Source organism: Cupriavidus sp. 207A1 (genome assembly GCF_057798955.1).
In genome coordinates, this window is the sequence record NZ_JBYOJO010000018.1 from 74,072 (window position 1) to 94,380 (window position 20,309).

Sequence of the window (20,309 nt, forward strand, 5' to 3'; positions counted from 1 at the left end):
CCATTGGCGCCGTTTCGTATTTCTGCGCGGGCCCGATGCAACAGGAGCCGCCAATGAAAGGTGACAAGAAGGTCATCCAGCATCTGAACGCCCAGCTCAAGAACGAGCTGACCGCGATCAACCAGTATTTCCTGCACGCCCGCATGTATCGCCACTGGGGCCTGAAGAAGCTCGGCGACGTGGAGTACAAGGAATCGATCGGCGAGATGAAGCACGCCGACCGCCTGATCGACCGCATCCTGATGCTGGACGGCCTGCCCAACCTGCAGGACCTGCACAAGCTGCTGCTCGGCGAAGACACGCCCGAGATGCTCAAGTGCGACCTGAAGCTGGAACAGACCGCGCACACCACCGTCAAGGAAGGCATCGCCTATTGCGAATCGGTCGGCGATTACGTCAGCCGCGAAATTCTGGTCGATATCCTCACCGATACCGAGGAACATATCGAATACCTGGAAACGCAGCTGGACCTGATCGACAAGGTCGGGCTGCAGAATTACCTGCAGTCGCAGATGGAGCCGGGCGAGCAATAAGCCGCCGTCTTCGGCGCGGCCGCTCCGACGGGGCGGCCCGCCCCAGCGCGCGGCGCCGATCGGTGCCGCCTGGTTGCTCGCCTGCAGGCAGTAACCCTTCTCATTCCAATTCCTCTCTTCATCCAGGCGTTGCCGGCGGGGCCAAGGCTCCTGACCCGCCGGCGCGCCGCGCGGAGCCCACGCCCATGACCAGTCCCATCCGCCTGACGCAGTACAGCCACGGTGCCGGCTGCGGCTGCAAGATTTCCCCCAAGGTGCTCGACGTGATCCTGGCCGGCAGCGGCGCGCAGCACCTGGACCCGCGCCTGTGGGTCGGCAATGCCTCGCGCGATGATGCGGCGGTGTATGCGCTGGATGGCGCCGACGGGCAGCGCGGCGTGGTTTCGACCACCGATTTCTTCATGCCCATCGTCGACGATCCGTTCGACTTCGGCCGCATCGCCGCGACCAATGCGATCAGCGACATCTACGCCATGGGCGGCGACCCGCTGATGGCCATCGCCATCCTGGGCTGGCCGGTCAACGTGCTGCCGCCCGAGGTGGCGCGCGAAGTGGTGGCGGGCGGGCGCCGCGCCTGCGACGACGCCGGCATTCCGCTGGCGGGCGGTCATTCGATCGACGCGCCCGAGCCCATCTTCGGCCTGGCGGTGACGGGGCTGGTCGAGCGCGCGCACATGAAGCGCAACGACACCGCCACGCCCGGCTGCCGGCTCTACCTGACCAAGCCGCTCGGCATCGGCGTGCTGACCACGGCGGAAAAGAAGGGGCTGCTGCGCGCCGACAACCGCCATCTGGCGCGCGACTGGATGTGCGTGCTCAACAAGCCCGGCGCCGCCTTCGGGCGCTTGCCCGGCGTGCGCGCGATGACCGACGTCACCGGTTTCGGCTTGCTGGGCCACCTGGTTGAAATGGCCGAGGGCAGCGGCCTGACCGCGCGCATAGACTATGCCGCGGTGCCGGTGCTGGATGACGTGGCCGACTACATCGGCCAGGGCTGCGTGCCGGGCGGCACCCAGCGCAACTTCGACAGCTACGGCCACCGCATCGCGCCGCTTACCGAGGCGCAACGCGCGCTGCTGTGCGATCCCCAGACCAGCGGCGGCCTGCTGGTCGCGGTCGAGCCTGCCGGCGAAGCCGCGTTCCTGGCCGAATGCCAGCGCCTGGGGCTTTCGCTCGCCCCGATCGGCGAGATGGTGGCCCGCGCCGCGCTGGCCGTAGAGATCCGCTGATGCGCCCGTTGATGCGTCCAGATACCGCCGACTTCCGCAAACTGTTCCTCAGTGGCGTCGCCATGCTGGACGTGCGCGCGCCGCTGGAGTTCGCGCGCGGGGCCTTCCCCGGCGCGGTCAACCTGCCGCTGATGGACGATGCCGAGCGCCACGAGGTCGGCCTGTGCTATGCGCAGAAGGGCCAGCAGGCAGCGATCGAACTCGGCCACCAACTGGTGGCCGGTCAGCGCAAGGCGGCGCGCATCGCCGCCTGGGCGGAGTTTGCGCGCGCCCATCCGGACGGCTACCTGTATTGCTTCCGCGGCGGGCTGCGCTCGCAGCTGGTGCAGCAGTGGCTGCGCGAGGCAGGTGTCGACTATCCGCGCGTGACCGGCGGCTACAAGGCCATGCGCGGCTTCCTGATCGAAACCATCGATACCGCGGCGGCAGCGCAGCCGTGGTTCGTGGTGGGCGGGCTGACCGGCAGCGGCAAGACCGACGTGCTGGCCGACGTGCCCGCGTCGATCGACCTGGAAGGCCATGCGCGCCACCGCGGCTCCGCCTTCGGCCGCCGCGCGCTGCCGCAGCCGCCGCAGATCGACTTCGAGAACGCCCTGGCCATCGACGTGCTGCGTCATCTCGACGCCGGCTGGCGCGCGCTGGTGGTGGAAGACGAAGGCCGCTTCATCGGCAGCCGCGACGTGCCGCAGGCGCTGTCGCAGCGCATGCAGGCCAGTCCGCTGGTATGGCTGGAAGCGCCGTTCGACGCCCGCGTCGAACGCGTGCTGCGCGACTACGTGCAGGGGCTGGCGGCGGAATTCATCGACACGAAGGGCAGCGCCGAAGGCTTCGGCGCCTACGCCACGCGCCTGCGCGAAGCCATGGCCGCGATCGCGCCGCGGCTGGGCGGCGCGCGCTACGGCAAGCTGTCGGCGCTGCTGGACCAGGCGCTGGCGTGCCAGGCCGAATCCGGCGAGGTAGCGCTGCATCGCGGCTGGATCGAAGTGCTGCTGCGCGATTACTACGACCCCATGTATGACTTCCAGCGCGCCCAGCGCGAGGCGCGCATCGTCTTCCGCGGCGACCGCGATGCCGTGACGGACTGGCTGCTGGCGCACACGGCGCGGCAAGGGGAATAGGGAGATCCGGGGCTGCAAGCGAGTGCGGCTGGCCGGCAAGACCGGCACCGCCACTCATCGGGGTGTGGATCAGCCCGCCGGGCTCAGTGCCCGCCGCACACCGGGCAATCCGGCGTGCGCGCCAGCCGCATGGTGGTCCATTCCATCGACAGCGCATTGACCATCAGCAGCCGGCCGGCGAGGCTGTCGCCCACATTGGCAAGCAGCTTGAGGGCCTCGGCTGCCTGCACGGTGCCGACCATGCCGACCAGTGGCGCGAACACACCCATGGTGGCGCAGGCGACTTCCGGCGCGGGTTCGGCCGGCGGGAACAGGCAGGCGTAGCAGGGCGCGTCGGGCTGGCGGCGGTCGAATACGCTGATCTGGCCGTCGAAGCGCAGCGCGGCGCCGGAGACCAGCGGCACCTTGTGGCGCACGCAGGCGCGGTTGACGGCCTGGCGCGTGGCGAAGTTGTCGCAGCAGTCCAGCACCACGCTGGCCGACGCCACCAGCTGGTCCAGTTCGGCATCGCCCACGCGCGCCGGCACGGTGACGATGTCCAGGCCAGGGTTGATGCGCAGCATGCCTTCGCGGGCGGAGTCGACCTTGGGCCGGCCCACGTTGGCGGTGGTGTGGATAATCTGACGCTGCAGGTTGGTCAGGTCGACCTCGTCGTTGTCGACCACGGTGATGCGGCCGACGCCGGCCGAGGCCAGGAATGGCAGGGCGGCGGCGCCGAGGCCGCCGGCGCCGATCACCACCGCGTGGCCGGCCAGCAGGCGCCGCTGGCCTTCGATGCCCAGCTCGTCGAGCAGGATGTGGCGCGAATAGCGCAGCAGTTGTTCGTCGTCGAGGCCGTCGGACGGGTCGTCCTGCGGGCCTGCGTGAATCGCGTCGCTCATGCCGGCAGCCTCAATGAAAGGCGTCTGGAGTTTACGGTGCCTTGCCGGTCGGCGTGCCCAGCGGCTCGCCGATCGGCGCGCTGGCCGGCGGCTGCTTGCCGGGGGCCGGTGCCGCCGGCTTGGCGGCCGGTGCGCTGGCGCCCCTGGCGCCGCTCTTGCCCGAAGGCTTCGCCGCCTTGCCGTTGTCGGCGGGCGGGTTCGTTTCGAGCTTGGACTTGGAGCGCTTGACCGGCTGGCCGTTGAGCTGGGCGATGGCCTGCTGCAGCATGAAGTCGTCGGCCGAGCCGAATTCCACCGGCTTCTTGCGGCGCTCTTTCTCGCGCTCTTCCGGGGTCTTCTTGGCGTTCTCTTCTTCCAGGCGGCGCAGTTCCTCGACGCGGCGCTGCTCGCGCTCGGTCATTTCCGGTTCTTCCGATTCCTGCTTGTTGTGCAGGTGGCGCTCGGTATCGATCTCGCGCGTGATCAGCGCGTCGTCCGGATCGCCTTCCGGGTTCTGATCGACCGGGATATCCGGGCGGATGCCCTTGGCCTGGATCGACTTGCCGCTCGGCGTGTAGTAGTACGCAATGGTCAGCTTGATGCCGGTGTCGTTGGTGAGCGGGCGCACGGTCTGCACCGAGCCCTTGCCAAAGGTGGTCTTGCCCATGATCTGCGCGCGGTGGTGGTCCTGCAGCGCGCCGGCCACGATCTCGGACGCCGAGGCCGAGTAGGCGTTGGTCAGCACCACCATCGGGATCTTCTTGTACAGCGCGGGCAGGTCCTTGAGCGGATCATCTTCCAGCGACGACAGGCGGTAGTTGTTGTACGTAGCCTTGTACACGCGCTTGGCATCGGGCACCTGGCCGTTGGTCGACACCACCGTGGCATCTTCCGGCAGGAACGCCGCGGCCACGCCGACCGCGCCCTGCAGCACGCCGCCGCCGTTGTTGCGCAGGTCCAGCACCAGGCCCTTCATGTTGGGGTTCTTCTGCGCCAGCTCGGTCAGCTTGCGGGACAGGTCGGAGATGGTGCGTTCCTGGAAGCTGGTCAGGCGGATCCAGCCGATATTGTTGTCCAGCATCTTGGCCTTGACCGACTGCACGCGGATCTCGGCGCGTGTGATCGAGACCGGGAAGGTGCGTTCCTCGCTCTTGCGATAGATCGTCAGCGTGACCTTGGTGCCGGGCTCGCCGCGCATGCGCTTGACCGCCTGCTCCAGCGGCAGGCCGCGCACGGGCTTGTCGTCGATACGGGTGATCAGGTCGCCGGGCTGGATGCCGGCGCGGAAGGCGGGCGTGTCCTCGATCGGGTTGATCACCTTGACCAGCCCTTCTTCCTGCGAGATCTCGATGCCCAGGCCGGCAAAGCGCCCGCGCGTGCCTTCCTGCAGCTCCTTGAAATCCTTCTCGTCGAGGTAGGACGAATGCGGGTCGAGGCTGGCGACCATGCCCTTGATGGCTTCGGTCAGCAGCTTCTTGTCATCGACCGGCTCCACATACTCGCGCTTGATCTGCCCGAAGATATCGGCCATCAGCCGCAACTGGTCCAGCGGCAGGGGCCCCGATGAATTCTGCGCGGTCGCCGAAATCTGCAGCGTGGCGAGCACGCCGGCGACGAGGCCGACAGAAACTAGGCTGATGTTCTTGAGCGTCTTGCGCATGAGGGCTGCCTGAACTTGTACGCGAAGTACGGGTGTACGGTATGGGGATTATGCCGGCTGCGGCCGCCCGGCGCCGGGCGGTTTGTCCGACAGTATAAGTGCGAGTGGAGAAATGGACCTGTCCCGTCCCGGCTCAGGGTGGGCGGCCGCACATCCGTGCGCGGCCGCCCGGGCGGATCTCAGCGCGCCTTGCCCTGGCTGGCCACGGCCGCGAGCGACGCGGCGATGGCTTCCTGGTCACCCAGGTAATAATGGCGCAGGGGGCGCAGGTCGGCGTCCAGCTCGTAGACGAGGGGGGTGCCGTTGGGGATATTGAGGCCGACGATGTCGTCATCCGAAATCTGGTCCAGGTATTTCACCAGCGCGCGGATGCTGTTGCCATGGGCGGCAATGACCACGCGCTTGCCGGATTGGATGTCGGGGGCGATGGATTCGTTCCACAACGGCATCACGCGGGCCACGGTGTCCTTCAGGCACTCGGTCAGCGGGATTTCGTTGCGCGGCACATTGGCGTAGCGGGGATCGTCGTACGAGGCGCGCGGATCGGTCGGCTCCAGCGCCGGCGGCGGCGTGTCGTAGCTGCGGCGCCAGACCAGCACCTGTTCGTCGCCGAACTTGGCCGCGGTCTCGGCCTTGTTCAGGCCGGCCAGCGCGCCGTAGTGGCGCTCGTTCAGGCGCCATTCGTTGCGCACCGGAATCCACATCAGGTCCATTTCATCCTGCACGTGCCACAGCGTGCGGATGGCGCGCTTGAGCACCGAGGTGTAGGCCACGTCGAAGCCCATGCCAGCCTCCTTGAGGAGTTTGCCGGCCTGGCGCGCCTGGGCGGCGCCGGTTTCGGTCAGGTCGACATCGACCCAGCCGGTGAAGCGGTTTTCGAGGTTCCACGTGGATTCGCCGTGGCGGATGAGGACAAGCTTGTACATGCTGCTGCTTCCAGAGAGTAGGTAACCTGCATGCGTCCGCGCCGTCACCTGGAGGGGCCGTAAGAAGGGCCAGGACGGGATTCGGTAAACATCCCATGTCTCGGACAGGCGACAATGGCGGATGGCCGTGCAACGGCAGGGCCTGGACGCCAAACCGCGTATTTTATAATGCCGCCGACCCAACCTACCGGAAAGCCAACGTGAATTTCTTCGCCGACTACAACAACCTCGCCCTGATCGCCCTCGCCGTGGTGTCGGGCGGCCTGCTGGCCTGGCCCGCGATCTCGCGCAGCGCGAGCGGCAAGTCGGTCAATACGGCCACCGCGACCCAGATGATCAACAAGCGTGGCGCGGTCGTGGTCGACATCCGCGAGCCCGCGGAGTACGCCAAGGGCCACCTGCCGCAGGCCAAGAGCGCGCCGCTGGCCGACCTGCCCTCGCGCGCGGCCGGGCTTGCAAAGGACAAGGCTGCCCCCATCATCGTGGTATGCCAGACCGGCCAGCGCTCGGGCAAGGCCCAGGCAGCGCTGAAGGAAGCCGGTTACAGTGAGATCTACGCGCTCGAGGGCGGCATTGCCGCCTGGCAGCAGGCCGGCCTGCCGCTGGTGAAGTAAGCGCGGTAACCCGTCGTAACCGTCACGGCGTTTCCCGGCCAGGCCAGGGCGCGCCCACTGCCATTCAAGGAGAACCCACATGGCCCGCGTCGTCATGTACAGCACCGTGGTGTGCCCGTATTGCGTCATGGCTGAACGCCTGCTCAAGTCCCGCGGCGTGGAAACGATCGAGAAGATCCTGATCGACCGCGAACCGGGCAAGCGTGAAGAGATGATGAGTCGCACCGGCCGCCGCACCGTGCCGCAGATCTACATCGACGACACCCACGTGGGCGGCTTCGACGACCTCTCGGCGCTCGACCGCCAGGGCGGCCTGGTGCCGCTGCTGGCCGCCTGAGGCAGCGCATTGGGACGGCCCCTGCGCAGAATCGTCTGATTTCGCGCGGGCTGGTCCCGCCATCCCCTCCGGCGCGGGTGAATTCGCCACTCGCGTCATGTACCATATGCGTTTTCCAACCGGGCACCGGCCGGCCCTGCACGATGCAGGCGTTGCCGTCGCCGTACCCCGACACGCATCCAGCCCATCCTCCCGGAAGCCTTTCATGAGCGACCAGCAAAACACCCAGCAGGACGATCAACCTTTCTTCAACATCCAGCGCGTCTACCTGAAGGACATGTCGCTGGAGCAGCCCAATTCGCCGGCCATCTTCCTGGAATCGGAAGCCCCGTCGGTCGAAGTGCAGGTCAACGTCGGCGCTTCGCAGCTGCAGGAAGGCATCTTCGAAGTGGTGGTGACCGGCACCGTGACGACCAAGGTGCAGGACAAGGTTGCCTTCCTGGTTGAGGCGCACCAGGCCGGTATCTTCGATATCCGCAACGTGCCGGTCGAGCAGCTGGACCCGCTGCTGGGCATTGCCTGCCCCACCATCCTCTACCCGTACCTGCGCGGCAATATCGCCGACGTGATCACGCGCGCCGGCTTCCAGGCCATCCACCTGTCGGAAATCAACTTCCAGGCGCTGTACGAGCAACGGCTGCAGGCCGCCATGGAAGAGGCGCAGGGTGGTGCCGAAGGCGGCAACAGCGGCATCGTCATGCCCGACGGCAGCCAGGCTCGCCACTGATCCCGGCGTTCTGCGCCATCCACTGAAACGGGGCTGCGGCCCCGTTTTGCCTTTGGGCTACCATCGTTGGCGCAAGCGGACAAAGCGCTTGCGCCAACTACTGTTCGAGCTGCCATGAAACTGACCTTCCTGGGTGCCGGGGCGTGGGGCACCGCCCTCGCCAGCCATGCCGCGGCCACCAATGACGTGGTGTTGTGGGGACGCGACCCGGCGCAGCTCGCGGCGCTCGCGGCCACGCGCGAGAATGCTGCCTACCTGCCCGGCGTGACACTGTCCGAACGGCTGGCGGTGCAGGCGGATTTCGAGCAGGCGGTGGCGCACGCCGCCGACGATGCGGACGGCATCGTGGTGGTGGCGACGCCGGTGGCGGGCCTGCGCGAGATGACGCGCCGGCTGGCCGCGCGCAGCGCGAAGCCGGTGTCGATGCTGTGGCTGTGCAAGGGCTTCGAGGCCGGCACCCACCTGCTGCCGCACCAGATGGTGCGGGCCGAGCTCGATGCCGTCGGGCGCACCGAGGGCTTTGCCTATGGCGTGCTGACCGGCCCCAGCTTCGCCCGCGAGGTGGCGCTGGGGCTGCCGTGCGCGCTGACCGTGGCCGGCACCGAGCCCTCGCTGGCGGACCGCGCGCAGGCGGCTTTCCACCATCACGCCATGCGTATTTATGGCAGCGACGACCTGACCGGCGTGGAAGTCGGCGGGGCAGTCAAGAACGTGCTGGCGATTGCCACCGGCGCCAGCGACGGGCTGGGCCTGGGGCTGAACGCGCGCGCCGCGCTGGTCACGCGCGGGCTGGCCGAGATGACGCGACTGGGGCTGGCGCTGGGCGGCCGGGTCGAGACCTTCATGGGCCTGGCCGGCGTGGGCGACCTGATCCTGACCGCCACCGGCGACCTGTCGCGCAACCGCAAGGTGGGCCAGCAACTGGCGGCGGGGCAGAGCCTGGAGCAGATCCTGGCCGGGCTGGGGCACGTTGCCGAAGGTGTGCGCTGTGCCCAGGCGGTGGCCGAGCTGGCCGCCACGCACGGCATCGAGATGCCGATCGCGCGCGCCGTCTGCGCGGTGCTGTTCGACGGGCTCAGCGCCGCCGACGCGGTGGCGCAGCTGCTGCAACGCGACGCGCGCGACGAATGACAGGCCGCGTATCCACTGATTCCTGAGCTTCTGCATCGCATGTCAACACGACGCCAGGCGCTGATCGCGCTCGCTGCCGCCTGCGCCGCCGGGGCCTCCGGCAGCGCTTTCGCCCAACCCTGGCCGGCGCGGCCGCTGCGCATGGTGGTGCCGTTCCCGCCGGGCTCGTCGCCCGACCTGATCGCGCGCATCCTGACCGAAAAGCTGGCCGCCGCGCTGGGCCAGCCGGTGGTGGTGGAAAACCGCCCGGGCGCCGGCGGCAACATCGGCACCGGCATGGTCGCGCGCGCCGCGCCGGACGGCTACACGCTGCTGTTCACCATCAACGGTCCGCTCGTGACCGCGCCCACGCTGTCGCGCAACCTCAACTACGACCCGTTCCGCCAGCTGGCGCCGGTCACGCTGGTGGCGACCTCGCCCAATGTGCTGGTGGTCGATGCAAGGCTGCCGGTGCACAACCTGCGCGAGTTCGTCGCGCTGGCGCGGTCCCGGGCGGGTGAGCTGAATTATGGCTCGCCCGGCAACGGCAGCGCCTCGCACCTCGCGATGGAGCAGCTGAAAGCGATGGCGGGCGTCGACCTGCAGCACGTGCCGTATCCCGGCTTCCCGCAGGTCACCACGGCGATGGTCGGCGGGCAGGTGCAGGCGGCCTTCATGGTGCCGGCGATCGCAATGCCGCAGGTTAGCGCCGGCAAGCTGCGCGTGCTGGCGGTGACCACCACGGGGCGCACCGCGGTGCTGCCCTCGGTGCCTACGGTGGCGGAATCCGGCTACCCCGGCTTCGAGGCGATTTCGTGGCAGGCCGTGCTGGCGCCCGCGGGCACGCCGCAGGCGGTGATCGACCGGCTCTATCGCGAACTGGTGGCAATCATCGGTAGCGCCGACGTGCGCGACAAGATGCGCGCGCAGTATTTCGTGCCGGCCGGCACCGCGCCGGCATCGCTGCGGCAGACCATGGCGAGCGAGAAGGCGCGCTGGGACAAGGTAATCCGCGCAGCCGGCGTGCAGCCGGAGTAAGCCGCCGCGGCAGCTTCAGCTGCCGCCCGCGAAGCCGTTCTGCCGCCAGGCTTCGAACACCACCACGGCAACCGTATTGGACAGATTCAGGCTGCGGTTGTCCGGCCGCATCGGCAGCCGGATGCGCTGCGCGGGCGGGAACCACTCGCGGCGCTCGGGCGACAGTCCGCGCGTCTCGGAGCCGAACACGAACCAGTCGCCCGGCCGGAACGCCACCTGGCCGAACGGGGTGGAGCCGCGCGTGGTCAGGGCGAACATGCGCGTCGGGTCGGGTTGTTCGCTGGCCATCAGCGCATCCCAGCTGTCGTGCACGCGCATGGTGGCGTACTCGTGGTAATCCAGTCCCGCGCGGCGCATGCGTGCGTCTTCCAGCGGAAATCCCAGGGGTTTGACCAGATGCAGCTGCGCGCCGGTGTTGGCACACAGGCGGATCACATTGCCAGTGTTGGGCGGGATTTCCGGTTCGACCAGGACGACGTTGAACATGATGCGGGCGATGGCGGGCGCTGGGGCGCCCTTCGTCAGAACGGTGCGCAGCTTACCGCGCGCCTGTGCCCCTGTCATCCCGCCCGCTATGGCGTGCGCAGCGCGACGATCACGCTGACCCGGGCCGCGCCCCGCGCCTTGAGCGCGGCGGCGGCCTCGTGCAGGGTCGCGCCGGAAGTCATCACATCGTCCACCAGCGCCACGTGCAGGCCGTCGAGCCGCGTGGCGCGCGTGGGCGCGAACGCACCGCGCAGGTTCACCTGCCGCGCGGCGAGGTCCAGCGCGCGCTGGCTGCCGGTGTCGCGCTGGCGTTGCAGCAGCACCGGGTCGGCGCGCAGGCCCAGGCGGCGCGCCAGCGGCCGCGCGATTTCCCAGGCCTGGTTGAAGCCGCGCGCGGCCAGCCGTTGCGGCGACAGCGGCACCGGCACGATCAGGTCGGGTGCGGCATGCCGGGCCGCGGCCCAGGCCCCGGGCAAGCCCTCCGCCAGCCTGGCGGCGAGCCACGCCGCCAGCGGCAGGGCGTGGCCGAACTTGAGCGCCAGCACCAGCTGGTCCTGCGGCGAGGCGTAGTCGCCCAGCGTATGGGCATGGTCGAAGGCGCGCGGCGAGGCGCCGCAGGCCGGGCAGTGGAAATGCCGCCCCAGCGCCAGCGCGCACACCGGGCAGCGCCGCACCGGGCGCAGCAGGTCGGCGGCGCAGGGCGCGCACACCACCTGCCGCTGCACCGTCCCGCACAGCGCGCAGGCGCTCGGCAACAACTGTTCGCGCGCACTGGACCAGGCGCGGCCGGCAGCGCCGGCAGCCTGCGCGGCGCGCGCGTATACTTGCCCTCCGGTCGCGGCCCATCGGGCGCGGCGGCCTTGTTCGTCCGGCGCCTTGGGCAGAGCCCGCCCGCGCGCCGGTTCCTGTTTTCCTTGCTGCCCTGTCTGCCCGTGTCCCTGCATGCCGCCGATTCTCCCGATGCCTTCCTGCCGCCCGCGCGCCTGACCCGGCTCGCCTTCGACCGGCGCAGCCGCGGCTTCGGCCAGCTCGATTTCCTGCTGGGCGAGATCGGGCGCCGCATGCAGGAGCGCATGGAGGTGATCCGCCTGGCGCCGCAGCGTGCGCTCGATATCGGCTGCGGCCACGGCCAGGGCCTGGCCGGGCTGCGCGCACGCTTTCCGGATGCGCAGATCGCCGGCCTGGACATCTCCGGCGCGATGCTGGCCGAGGCCGGCCAGCGCGATCCGCAGCGCCGGCCCGGCTGGATCGGCCGCATGCTGGGCAAGCGGCCGCTGTTCGACCTGGTCCAGGGCGATCTTGCCACACTGCCTTTTGCGCCCGCGAGCTTCGACCTGCTGTGGTCCAACCTGGCCCTGCACTGGCATCCGGAGCCGCACCGCGTGTTCCCGGAGTGGCACCGGGTGGCGCGCGACGAGGGGCTGGTGCTGTTCTCGCTGTTCGGCCCCGACTCCCTGAAGGAGCTGCGCGCGGCCTTCGCCGAGGTCGACGACGTGCCCCATACGTTGCGCTTTGTCGACATGCACGACATCGGCGACATGCTGGTGCACAGCGGCTGGTCGACCCCGGTGATGGACATGGAGACCCTGACCGTGACCTACGAGTCGCCCGCCACGCTGCTGCGCGAGGTGCAGGCCTTCGGCGGCCTGCGCGCGCCGGCCGGGGCGCCGCCGCAGGGCCTGCGCGGCCGCGGCTGGTACCAGGCGCTGACGCAGGCGCTGGAGCGGCGGCGCAACGCCGAGGGCGTGATCCCGCTGAGTTTCGAGATCGTCTACGGCCATGCCTGGAAGCTGGCGCCGCGCGGCGCGCAGGCGCGCGACGGCGAGGGCCGCGCGGTGGTGCCGCTGGACCAGATCGGCCGTGCAAAACCGCGTCGCGCAGGTTAAAACTGAGTTAACTTGCGCCGGTGGCGGATTGCCGCAAACATAGAGCCGGCGCGGCGGGCGGGGCGATGGCAGCATTTTGGTCCATGCACAGAATCGGGCGGCGCGCAAGCCTGGCGGTCAAGGTGCGCCCTTGTCCGTGTATGGGAAGCGCCCTATAATGCGCCAGTTTGTCGCAGTGGTCCCCTGGCACAAGAACGTCCTGGTTTGCACGCACTGTGCGGTCCGGACGCCATCGTCCCGGGTGTGCATCCGATGCAGAGTGGTTGGCGATGCAAGACTTGGGTATCGCATTCCAGACGGCAGGTGGTGACTCCGGCGGAAATCTCGACGGACCTTCCTCCTCGCCCCACGACTGGCTGATGAAGCGGAACTGCTCGCTGAGTCCACGCCAGGTCGGCTGGTTTTACCTCTCGATCCTCACGGTTTCGCTTGCCATCGCGTTGTTTTTCGCCTGGCAAGGGTCGTGGCTCGTGCTGCCCTTTGCCAGCATCGAGCTGATCGGGCTGGGCATCGCCCTGCTTGTGTATGCGCGCCATGCGACAGACTATGAGCGCGTCAGCATCACCGACGGCACGCTGGTCGTGGAGACAGCCAGCGCCGGACGGGTGACGCGCCAGGAATTCAATCCGTGCTGGGTGCGGATCGAACTGGGTGAATCGTTCCGCGCGCTGGTGACACTGCGCTCGGGCAGGCGTGCGGTACAGGTGGGGTGTTACGTGGACCCGTACCGGCGACGCAAGTTCGCGCAGGAGCTCGCAGCGGCCTTGCGCCGCCTCTGAGAGGCGGCACAAGCGGCGGCGGGGACAGATTTGAATCTGTAAATTGGGTAGATAACAAATGAAAATGTGGAAGAAGGCATCCGCAGTTTGTCTGGCCGGCGCGTCCCTGCTTGCCAGCCAGGCGGCATCCGCGGTCAGCGACATGCCGGGCGGCCCCGCCGTGCGCCAGCTCAACCTGACCGAGCCGGTTACCAAGATCGCCGAACAGATTCACTGGCTGAACTGGATGATGCTGATCATCTGCACGGTGATCTTCATCGCGGTGTTCGCGGTGATGTTTTATTCCATCTTCACGCACCGCAAGGCCAAGGGCGCCAAGCCCGCCTCCTTCCACGAGAGCATCACCGTCGAGGTGGTGTGGACCATCGTCCCGTTCCTGATCGTGATCGCGATGGCCCTGCCGGCCACCAAGACCGTGGTCGCGATGAAGGACACCACCAACTCCGACGTCACCATCAAGGCCACCGGCTACCAGTGGAAGTGGGGCTATGACTACCTGAAGGGCGAAGGCGAGGGCATCTCCTTCGTCTCGACCCTGACCACTCCGCGCGAGCAGATCAACAACGAGCAGGCCAAGTCGAACACCTACCTGATGGAGGTGGACAACGAGCTGGTCGTGCCGGTCAACAAGAAGATCCGCATCGTCACCACCGCCAACGACGTGATCCACGCCTGGATGATCCCGGCCTTCGGCGTCAAGCAGGATGCGATCCCGGGCTTCGTGCGCGACACCTGGTTCAAGGCCGAGAAGATCGGCGTGTACCGCGGCCAGTGCGCCGAGCTGTGCGGCAAGGAACACGCCTTCATGCCGATCGTGGTGCGCGTGGTCTCCGACGCCGACTACACCAAGTGGGTCGACGGCAAGAAGAAGGAGCTGGCGGCCAAGGCCGACGATCCCAACAAGACCTGGACCCTGGACGAAGCCAAGGTGCGCGGCGAGAAGATCTACGCGGCCAACTGCGCGGTCTGCCACCAGCCCAACGGCAAGGGCGGCGGCGCGTTCCCGGCGCTGGACGGCTCCAAGATCGTGACCGGCCCGAAGGCCGGCCAGATGCACATGCTGCTGGAAGGCAAGGGCGGCATGCCGTCGTGGAAGCAGCTGTCGGACACCGAGCTGGCCACGGTCATGACCTATACGCGCAACGCCTGGGGCAACAAGACGGGTGAAGTGATCCAGCCGAGCGAATTCGTGGGCGCCCGCGCGGGCAAGTTCCCCGAAGGCGGCGGCGCGGCCGGCGGCGAAGCGCCGAAGGCCGAGGCCAAGCCGGCCGCTCAGGCTGACAAGCAGGCCAGCCTCGCGGGCAACCGCGTCGCGGGCTGACCCGCTGAAGACAGAACAGGATTAGAGGAGCATTTGCGATGAGTACTGCTACCCCGGACGCACTCGCCCATCCGCACGATCACGCGCATGACGACCACGCGCACGATCACCCGCATGGCTGGCGCCGCTGGCTGTTCGCCACCAACCACAAGGACATCGGTACGCTGTACCTGCTGTTCTCGTTCATCATGCTGCTGTCGGGCGGCGTGCTGGCACTGCTGATCCGCCTGGAACTGTTCGAGCCCGGCCTGCAGTTCTTCCGCCCCGAGCTGTTCAACCAGTTCACCACCATGCACGGCCTGGTGATGGTGTTCGGCGCGATCATGCCGGCCTTCGTCGGCTTCGCCAACTGGATGATCCCGCTGCAGATCGGCGCCTCCGACATGGCGTTCGCGCGCATGAACAACTTCAGCTTCTGGCTGATGCCGCCGGCCGCGCTGCTGCTGGCCGGCTCGTTCTTCGTGCCGGGCGGCGCCACCGCCGCGGGCTGGACCCTGTACGCGCCGCTGTCGGTGCAGATGGGCCCGGGCATGGACATGGCCATCTTCGCCATGCACATCATGGGCGCGTCGTCGATCATGGGCTCGATCAACATCATCGTGACCATCCTCAACATGCGCGCCCCCGGCATGACGCTGATGAAGATGCCGATGTTCTGCTGGACCTGGCTGATCACCGCCTACCTGCTGATCGCCGTGATGCCGGTGCTGGCCGGCGCCATCACCATGGTGCTGACCGATCGCCACTTCGGCACCAGCTTCTTCTCGGCCGCCGGCGGCGGCGACCCGGTGATGTACCAGCATATCTTCTGGTTCTTCGGCCACCCCGAGGTCTACATCATGATCCTGCCGGCATTCGGGATCATCTCGCACGTGGTGCCGGCGTTCGCGCGCAAGCGACTGTTCGGCTACAGCTCGATGGTGTATGCCACCGCGTCGATCGCCATCCTGTCGTTCATCGTGTGGGCGCACCACATGTTCACCACCGGCATGCCGGTGACCGGCCAGCTGTTCTTCATGTACGCGACCATGCTGATCGCGGTGCCGACGGCCGTGAAGATCTTCAACTGGATCGCCACCATGTGGCGCGGCTCGATGACCTTCGAGACCCCGATGCTGTTCGCGATCGGCTTTATCTTCGTGTTCACCATCGGCGGCTTCACCGGCCTGATGCCGGCCGTGGCCCCGATCGACATCCAGCTGCAGGACACCTACTTCATCGTCGCGCACTTCCACTATGTGCTGGTGGCCGGCTCGCTGTTCGCGCTGTTCGCGGGCTTCTACTACTGGGGTCCGAAGTGGAGCGGGTTCATGTACAACGAGGCTCGCGGCCAGATCCACTTCTGGGGTTCGCTGATCTTCTTCAACGTGACCTTCTTCCCGATGCACTTCCTGGGCCTGGCCGGCATGCCGCGCCGCTATGCCGACTACCCAACCCAGTTCGCCGACTTCAACGCGATCGCGTCGATCGGTGCGCTCGGCTTCGGCCTGATGCAGGTGTATTTCTTCTTCTTCGTGGTGCTGCCGTCGTACCGCGGCGGCCAGCAGGCCTCGGACAAGCCCTGGGATGGCGCCGAGGGCCTCGAGTGGACCGTGCCGTCGCCGGCGCCGTTCCACACCTTTGAAGTTCCCCCGCAGGTCCGCTAAGGCGGTACCCGCGTAACCAGGCCGCGGAGGGGCGGCTGCGTTCGTCCCTCCGCGCCGGCAGGTATCAAGACCGTTATGCAGTCTCCAGACAAAAGCCCGTCACGCCCGGACCACAAGGCCGCCAACCGGCGCCTTGGCCTGATCCTGTTGTCGATCGTGGTGGTTTTCTTTCTGGGGTTCTTCGCCAAGATGAAATTCCTTGGCTGAGGCGGCAGGGTAGCGAGATGAGCATCGAGCAGCAGTCGCGAAGGGAAGCGGACAAGGAAGCGGACAAGCGGTTCAACCGCGGCATGATGCTGCGGCTGGTCGTGATCGTTGCCGTGATGTTCGGCTTTGGCTACGCGCTGGTGCCGCTGTACAAGAAGATCTGTGAAATCACCGGCCTCAACGTGATCACCACGCGCGAACTGCATGGCACGGTGAAAAACACGCAGATCGACAAGAGCCGCACCATCACGGTGGAGTTCGACTCCAACGCGCGCGGGCCCTTCGCCTTCCGGCCGGTGAAGAACAGCATGGAAGTGCATCCCGGCGAGATGGCGACGATCGTCTACGAGGTGGCCAACGGGCAGCCGCGCGATATCTCGGCGCAGGCCATCCCGAGCTACGCGCCCAAGCAGGCGACCCAGTATTTCATGAAGCTGGAGTGCTTCTGCTTCAAGCAGCAGACGCTCAAGGCGAACGAGGCGCGCGAGATGCCGGTGGTGTTCGTGATCGATCCCGCGCTGCCCAAGGATGTGAAGAGCATTACGCTGTCGTACACCTTCTTCGAGGTGGGCGCGCCGGTGGCGCAGGCGCCCGAAGGCCAGCTGGCGCCGCAGCCCGCACCGGCCGGCAAGGGCATCTGAAGCGAGCGGCCGGGGCCGGTCAAGCGGAGGACGGGCGATGGATGAGATGAAGGACGCGGTCAAGCGCAAGCTGTCGTTTGCGCAGACCATGCGCGCGGTGCTGTGGTCGTTCATCGGCTTGCGCAAGGGCGCGGAGCACGAACGCGACATGGCCCGGCTGAACCCGGTGCATGTGGTGATCGCCGGGCTGATCGCGGCGGCGGTGTTCATCGCGGTCCTGGTCGTGATCGTGCGCATGGTGGTCAGCCAGGCGGCGGCGTAGCAGGGCAGGAAGGGTAGACAACAAAAGCAGTCGCAGAACAAAGCAACCGCGGCGGCGGGGCCAACCAGAGGAGGCGGTTGGCCTGCAGTGCCAAGGCGGGGACAACGAATACTGAATCAAAGACTCTGAGCTGGAGATAAAAGAATGAGTGCGAATCGCGCAAACGCTCCGTACTACTTCGTACCGGGCCCGTCGCGCCACCCCATCACCGCAAGCTTCGGCCTGCTGATGACGGGCGCCGGCGCCGCCGGTTGGGTAAACGGGCAGCCCTGGGCGCCGTACCTGTGCGGCTTCGGCCTGCTGTGGTTCCTGTTCGTGCTCAAGAGCTGGTTTGGCGACGCCATCAGCGAGTCCGAAGGCGGCATGTACGGCAAGAACATCGACCTGTCGTTCCGCTGGTCGATGGGCTGGTTCATCTTCTCCGAGGTGATGTTCTTCGCCGCGTTCTTCGGCGCGCTGTTCTATGCCCGCGCCATCGCCATGCCGTGGCTCGGCGACCTGAACAACAAGATCCTGTGGCCCGACTTTGCCGCGGTATGGCCCAACACCGGCCCGGCCGGCGTGGTGGAAAACTTCCAGACCATGGGCCCGTGGCCGATTCCGACCATCAACACCGCGCTGCTGCTGATGTCGGGCGTGACGCTGACGTGGGCGCACCACGCGCTGCTGGCCGGCAAGCGCAGCCAGCTGATCCAGGGCCTGTCGCTGACCATCCTGCTGGGCGCGATCTTCATGGGCTTCCAGGTGTACGAGTACATGCACGCCTACTCGGACCTGAACCTGAAGCTGAGCTCGGGCATCTACGGCTCGACCTTCTTCCTGCTGACTGGCTTCCACGGTTTCCATGTGACCATGGGCGCGATCATGCTGGCGGTGGTGCTGATCCGCGTGCTGAAGGGCCACTTCACCCCCGAGCACCACTTCGCCTTCGAAGGCGCGGCCTGGTACTGGCACTTCGTTGACGTGGTGTGGCTGTTCCTCTACATCGTGGTGTACTGGCTGTAAATCCGGCTGCCGTACCGGCCGGCGGGCCCCGGGACTGACCGGGGCCGCCGGCGCCAACGCAAAAGAGAAACGCCGCAGGGGCCTGGCCAGCCTGCGGCGTTTGTCTTTTGCGGGCTGCGGTCGGAGCCGGCGCGGCGCGCCCGTTCAAGGCGCCATGCGGATGCCAGTGCTGTGGATCCAGCCCATCCAGCTCGAGAACAGGATGAACAGGAACAGCGCCACCGAGAAGCCCACGCGCAGCATCAGCGAGCGCATCATGTTGGGCGTCTTGCCGCGGTCGCGCATCATGAAGAACAGGGCCGAGGCCAGGCTGGCGATGATCAGGATGAAGGCGATGATGATGACAAAGCGCATGGCGGGGCGGATTGGGGGCAGGCGCGGCGCGACGTGCGGCGCACAGGGCCATTATCGCACCGGCACCCGCTGCGCAGTGCCGCCGCGGCGATGAGCTGGCGCCGCTTCGCCAGCCCCTTGCCGCTGGCCGCCGCAATGGTCGTGATCGCGGTGACCTGCGCGCTGGGCCACTGGCAGCTCGATCGCGCGCATGAGAAGGAAGCTCGCGCCGCGCGGCTGCAGGCGCTCGGCGCGCAGCCGCCCGTCATGCTCGGCACGGCGCCGCTGTCACAAGTTGTGACCGATCGCGTGGTGCGCGTGACCGGTCGCTTCGACGCATCGCGCACCGTATTGCTGGATAATCGCCCCCACGGCACCGGCGGCCGCAGCGGCGACAGCCGCGCCGGCTTCCTGGTGGTGACGCCGCTGGTGATCGGCGCGGCGCCCGATGAGGCCGGCGCTCAACGCGCGGTGCTGGTGCTGCGCGGCTGGCTGCCGCGCGATGCACAGGACCGCACCCGGATCGCGCCGTTCCCGACGCCCGAGGGCGAGGTGACCATCACCGGCACGGCACTGGCCGGTGTGCCGCGGGTCTATAGCCTGGGCCAGGAGGCGGCCGGCAGCCGGATCCGCCAGAACCTCGAGATCGCGCCGTATGCCGCCGAAACCGGGCTGGCCCTGCACCCGCTGGTGATCGAGCAGCGCAGCGATAGCGGCGACGGCCTGGCGCGCGACTGGCTGCCAGCCGACGTCGGCGCCGAGCGCCACTATGGCTATGCCTTCCAGTGGTTCGGGCTGGCCGCGCTGACGGTGGTGCTGGTGGTTGTGCTGGGCTGGCGCCGCGCACGGCGGCTGGCCGCACCCTGATCGAATGAATTGACCGCCCTTGCGCCGCGTACCGGTGCATGGGCTTGCCGAACAAAGGACAGACGTACTCCATGGCACAGCAAGACTCCGCTCCGGCCGCCGCGGCTTCGCCGCGCGACCCCCGCATCGACGCGCGCACGCGCCGTGGCCGCCTGCAGATGCTGATGCTGCTGCTGGTATGCGCGTCGCCGGTGATTGCCTCGTACTTTACCTACTACGTGATCAAGCCGCGCGGCGGCGCCACCAACTACGGCGCGCTGGTCGACCCGCAGCGGCCGATGCCGCCGGTGCGCGTCACCGACGAGCAGGGCCAGGCCGTGCCGCTGGAGCAGTTCCGCGGCAAGTGGCTGCTGGTCAGCGCCGATCCGTCGGCCTGCGACGAGGCCTGCGCGAAGAAGCTGTTCACCATCCGCCAGATCCGCGCCGGGCAGGGGCAGGACCGCCTGCGCATCGTGCCGGTGTGGCTGGTGACCGACGACGGCAAGATCGACGAACGCCTGGTCTCTGCCTACAACGAGCCCTACGCGGGCGTGCGCTTCCTGCGTATCGACCGCCAGGCCGCGCAGCAGTGGTTGCCGGCCGAGCCGGGCAAGCGCGCCGAGGACACGCTGTTCCTGGTCGACCCGCTGGGCAACCTGATGATGCGCTTCCCGCAGGACCCGGATCCCAAGAAAATGAGCGGCGACCTGAAGAAGCTGCTCAAGGTCTCGCGCATCGGCTGAGG

24 protein-coding genes are annotated in these 20,309 nt (G+C 67.9%); 18 read left to right on the forward strand and 6 right to left on the reverse strand.

Annotated elements, in window-relative coordinates:
* Positions 1-53: 53 nt before the first annotated feature.
* The 3 genes from bfr (at position 54) to mnmH (ending at position 2,880) form a co-directional block, all read left to right on the forward strand.
* Complete coding sequence (gene bfr / locus AC3FMM_RS26850; RefSeq protein ID WP_012351604.1) at positions 54-533, forward strand: bacterioferritin; 480 nt, start codon at positions 54-56, stop codon at positions 531-533.
* 185 nt (positions 534-718) lie between these two features.
* Entirely contained in the window at positions 719-1,762 is a 1,044-nt protein-coding gene (selD, locus tag AC3FMM_RS26855; RefSeq protein WP_115707988.1) for a selenide, water dikinase SelD, read from the forward strand.
* A gap of 11 nt (positions 1,763-1,773) precedes the next feature.
* The gene (gene mnmH, locus AC3FMM_RS26860) at positions 1,774-2,880 is read left to right on the forward strand and encodes a tRNA 2-selenouridine(34) synthase MnmH (RefSeq protein WP_326347026.1); all 1,107 of its coding nucleotides are present in this window, start codon (positions 1,774-1,776) and stop codon (positions 2,878-2,880) included.
* Positions 2,881-2,963: 83 nt separating this feature from the next.
* Here mnmH and AC3FMM_RS26865 read toward each other — a convergent pair whose 3' ends face one another.
* From AC3FMM_RS26865 to gpmA, 3 genes are all read right to left on the reverse strand, one after another.
* Positions 2,964-3,761 (reverse strand): HesA/MoeB/ThiF family protein, encoded by a 798-nt coding sequence (locus tag AC3FMM_RS26865; RefSeq protein WP_115705679.1) that lies wholly within the window; start codon positions 3,759-3,761, stop codon positions 2,964-2,966.
* 31 nt (positions 3,762-3,792) lie between these two features.
* A complete protein-coding gene (locus tag AC3FMM_RS26870) occupies positions 3,793-5,400 on the reverse strand; it encodes a S41 family peptidase (RefSeq protein ID WP_326347025.1) in 1,608 nt (535 codons plus the stop codon).
* 179 nt (positions 5,401-5,579) lie between these two features.
* Positions 5,580-6,326 (reverse strand): 2,3-diphosphoglycerate-dependent phosphoglycerate mutase, encoded by a 747-nt coding sequence (gene gpmA, locus AC3FMM_RS26875; protein WP_115679271.1) that lies wholly within the window; start codon positions 6,324-6,326, stop codon positions 5,580-5,582.
* 200 nt (positions 6,327-6,526) lie between these two features.
* On the opposite strand from gpmA, the gene AC3FMM_RS26880 reads away from it, so the two are divergent.
* From AC3FMM_RS26880 to AC3FMM_RS26900, 5 genes are all read left to right on the forward strand, one after another.
* Positions 6,527-6,940, forward strand: a complete 414-nt coding sequence (locus AC3FMM_RS26880; protein WP_115707994.1) for a rhodanese-like domain-containing protein — start codon at positions 6,527-6,529, stop codon at positions 6,938-6,940.
* 79 nt (positions 6,941-7,019) lie between these two features.
* Positions 7,020-7,277, forward strand: coding sequence for a glutaredoxin 3 (gene grxC / locus AC3FMM_RS26885; protein ID WP_012351615.1), 258 nt, complete (start codon positions 7,020-7,022; stop codon positions 7,275-7,277).
* 205 nt (positions 7,278-7,482) lie between these two features.
* Positions 7,483-8,004, forward strand: coding sequence for a protein-export chaperone SecB (secB, locus tag AC3FMM_RS26890; RefSeq protein WP_062796574.1), 522 nt, complete (start codon positions 7,483-7,485; stop codon positions 8,002-8,004).
* A gap of 114 nt (positions 8,005-8,118) precedes the next feature.
* Positions 8,119-9,135, forward strand: coding sequence for an NAD(P)H-dependent glycerol-3-phosphate dehydrogenase (locus AC3FMM_RS26895; protein WP_115707996.1), 1,017 nt, complete (start codon positions 8,119-8,121; stop codon positions 9,133-9,135).
* A 39-nt stretch (positions 9,136-9,174) separates the two neighbouring features.
* Complete coding sequence (locus tag AC3FMM_RS26900) at positions 9,175-10,152, forward strand: Bug family tripartite tricarboxylate transporter substrate binding protein (RefSeq protein ID WP_414249820.1); 978 nt, start codon at positions 9,175-9,177, stop codon at positions 10,150-10,152.
* A 15-nt stretch (positions 10,153-10,167) separates the two neighbouring features.
* Here the strand turns inward: AC3FMM_RS26900 and trmL are convergent, their stop codons facing one another.
* Both trmL and AC3FMM_RS26910 read right to left on the reverse strand, forming a co-directional pair.
* Positions 10,168-10,638 (reverse strand): tRNA (uridine(34)/cytosine(34)/5-carboxymethylaminomethyluridine(34)-2'-O)-methyltransferase TrmL, encoded by a 471-nt coding sequence (trmL, locus tag AC3FMM_RS26905; RefSeq protein ID WP_115708000.1) that lies wholly within the window; start codon positions 10,636-10,638, stop codon positions 10,168-10,170.
* Positions 10,639-10,724: 86 nt separating this feature from the next.
* Complete coding sequence (locus AC3FMM_RS26910) at positions 10,725-11,582, reverse strand: ComF family protein (RefSeq protein WP_414249819.1); 858 nt, start codon at positions 11,580-11,582, stop codon at positions 10,725-10,727.
* On the opposite strand from AC3FMM_RS26910, the gene AC3FMM_RS26915 reads away from it, so the two are divergent.
* The 8 genes from AC3FMM_RS26915 (at position 11,571) to AC3FMM_RS26950 (ending at position 18,385) form a co-directional block, all read left to right on the forward strand.
* Positions 11,571-12,524 carry a methyltransferase domain-containing protein gene (locus AC3FMM_RS26915; RefSeq protein ID WP_172581716.1) on the forward strand — a complete coding sequence of 318 codons (954 nt, stop codon included), beginning with the start codon at positions 11,571-11,573 and terminating at the stop codon, positions 12,522-12,524. The two genes, AC3FMM_RS26910 and AC3FMM_RS26915, sit on opposite strands and share 12 nt — an antisense overlap.
* Positions 12,525-12,793: 269 nt before the next feature.
* Positions 12,794-13,303, forward strand: a complete 510-nt coding sequence (locus tag AC3FMM_RS26920; RefSeq protein ID WP_018008670.1) for a DUF2244 domain-containing protein — start codon at positions 12,794-12,796, stop codon at positions 13,301-13,303.
* A 58-nt stretch (positions 13,304-13,361) separates the two neighbouring features.
* Positions 13,362-14,624, forward strand: a complete 1,263-nt coding sequence (coxB, locus tag AC3FMM_RS26925; RefSeq protein WP_115708004.1) for a cytochrome c oxidase subunit II — start codon at positions 13,362-13,364, stop codon at positions 14,622-14,624.
* Between the two features lie 38 nt (positions 14,625-14,662).
* A complete protein-coding gene (gene ctaD, locus AC3FMM_RS26930; protein WP_018008672.1) occupies positions 14,663-16,270 on the forward strand; it encodes a cytochrome c oxidase subunit I in 1,608 nt (535 codons plus the stop codon).
* A gap of 75 nt (positions 16,271-16,345) precedes the next feature.
* On the forward strand, positions 16,346-16,477 hold the full coding sequence (locus AC3FMM_RS26935; RefSeq protein WP_217449847.1) for a cytochrome oxidase small assembly protein: 132 nt from the start codon (positions 16,346-16,348) through the stop codon (positions 16,475-16,477).
* A gap of 17 nt (positions 16,478-16,494) precedes the next feature.
* On the forward strand, positions 16,495-17,118 hold the full coding sequence (locus AC3FMM_RS26940; RefSeq protein ID WP_414249818.1) for a cytochrome c oxidase assembly protein: 624 nt from the start codon (positions 16,495-16,497) through the stop codon (positions 17,116-17,118).
* A 37-nt stretch (positions 17,119-17,155) separates the two neighbouring features.
* Entirely contained in the window at positions 17,156-17,380 is a 225-nt protein-coding gene (locus tag AC3FMM_RS26945) for a DUF2970 domain-containing protein (protein ID WP_062796590.1), read from the forward strand.
* A 144-nt stretch (positions 17,381-17,524) separates the two neighbouring features.
* Positions 17,525-18,385, forward strand: coding sequence for a cytochrome c oxidase subunit 3 (locus AC3FMM_RS26950; RefSeq protein ID WP_115705699.1), 861 nt, complete (start codon positions 17,525-17,527; stop codon positions 18,383-18,385).
* A 144-nt stretch (positions 18,386-18,529) separates the two neighbouring features.
* Here AC3FMM_RS26950 and AC3FMM_RS26955 read toward each other — a convergent pair whose 3' ends face one another.
* A complete protein-coding gene (locus AC3FMM_RS26955; protein ID WP_012351630.1) occupies positions 18,530-18,739 on the reverse strand; it encodes a twin transmembrane helix small protein in 210 nt (69 codons plus the stop codon).
* Between the two features lie 90 nt (positions 18,740-18,829).
* Between AC3FMM_RS26955 and AC3FMM_RS26960 the strand changes: the two genes are divergently transcribed.
* Positions 18,830-19,585 (forward strand): SURF1 family protein, encoded by a 756-nt coding sequence (locus AC3FMM_RS26960; RefSeq protein WP_116312099.1) that lies wholly within the window; start codon positions 18,830-18,832, stop codon positions 19,583-19,585.
* A 71-nt stretch (positions 19,586-19,656) separates the two neighbouring features.
* Positions 19,657-20,307: an SCO family protein gene (locus tag AC3FMM_RS26965; protein WP_116313223.1), complete on the forward strand. Its 651-nt coding sequence runs from the start codon at positions 19,657-19,659 to the stop codon at positions 20,305-20,307.
* The last annotated feature ends 2 nt before the right edge of the window (positions 20,308-20,309 follow it).